This window comes from Aerococcus sp. L_32, from assembly GCF_050689315.1.
On record NZ_JBOEQF010000697.1, the window covers coordinates 1 to 934 of the forward strand.

Consider the following 934-nt stretch of genomic DNA (forward strand, 5'->3'; position numbering starts at 1 on the left):
TAGAATCATTAACAGGTGAATCTATTCCAGTTAAATCAGCTGATCCAAACAAAGCGAATGTCACAGAATTAGCTCACCAAGAAAACTTCTTCAACACTGCTCATTCCGTAGCATCAGAAGATATTCATTATGGTTACTGTACTGAAATTATGGTCAAAATCGGTGAAGGTGAAACAGTTACTGATGAATTTGATTATGATACATTCCGTAACCACTTAGATGGTATCGGAGATTCATTATTGGTTGTATCTGACGACGAGATTGTAAAAGTTCATGTACATACAGAAACACCAGGTGAAGTCATGAACTATGGTCAAAAGTTTGGTTCATTAGTGAAAATTAAAGTAGATAACATGCGTCTACAACATGACGATATCTTAGATGGCAAAGGATCAAACCAAGCTGAATCAACGCCAGTAGTGGAACGGACGAATCTAGCAATTATCGCTGTTGCAGCCGGTGAAGGAATTGAAAACCTATTTAAAGATATGGGCGTTAAATCAATTATCTCTGGTGGTCAAACGATGAACCCATCAACAAATGATATCTTAGATGCTATCAACAAAGCGAATGCAGATAACGTGATTATCTTACCAAACAATAAGAATATCATTATGGCTGCTAACCAAGCTGTTGAAGTTTCAGAAATTCCAGCTGCCGTAGTTGAAACTAAATATATCTCTCAAGGATTAACAGCCATGCTTGGATATAACCCTGACGGGACATTAGATGACAATAAAGCAGCAATGGTTGCTGAAATGGCCAACGTAACTAGTGGTCAAGTCACAGTGGCTGTTCGAGATACAACAGTTGACGGCTTAGAAATCCATAAAGATCACTTTATGGGCATCATAGACGGTAAAATTGTTTCTGAAGATGCTGACTTAGTCAAAGAAACCATCAATATGGTGAATGCAATGATTGATGAAGACAA

The 934-nt window shown here is 37.7% G+C and carries 1 protein-coding gene; it reads left to right on the forward strand.

The features are described from left to right. A partial coding sequence (locus ACRCJ0_RS15785) for a DAK2 domain-containing protein (protein WP_431391134.1) occupies positions 1-934 on the forward strand: 934 nt, incomplete at both ends.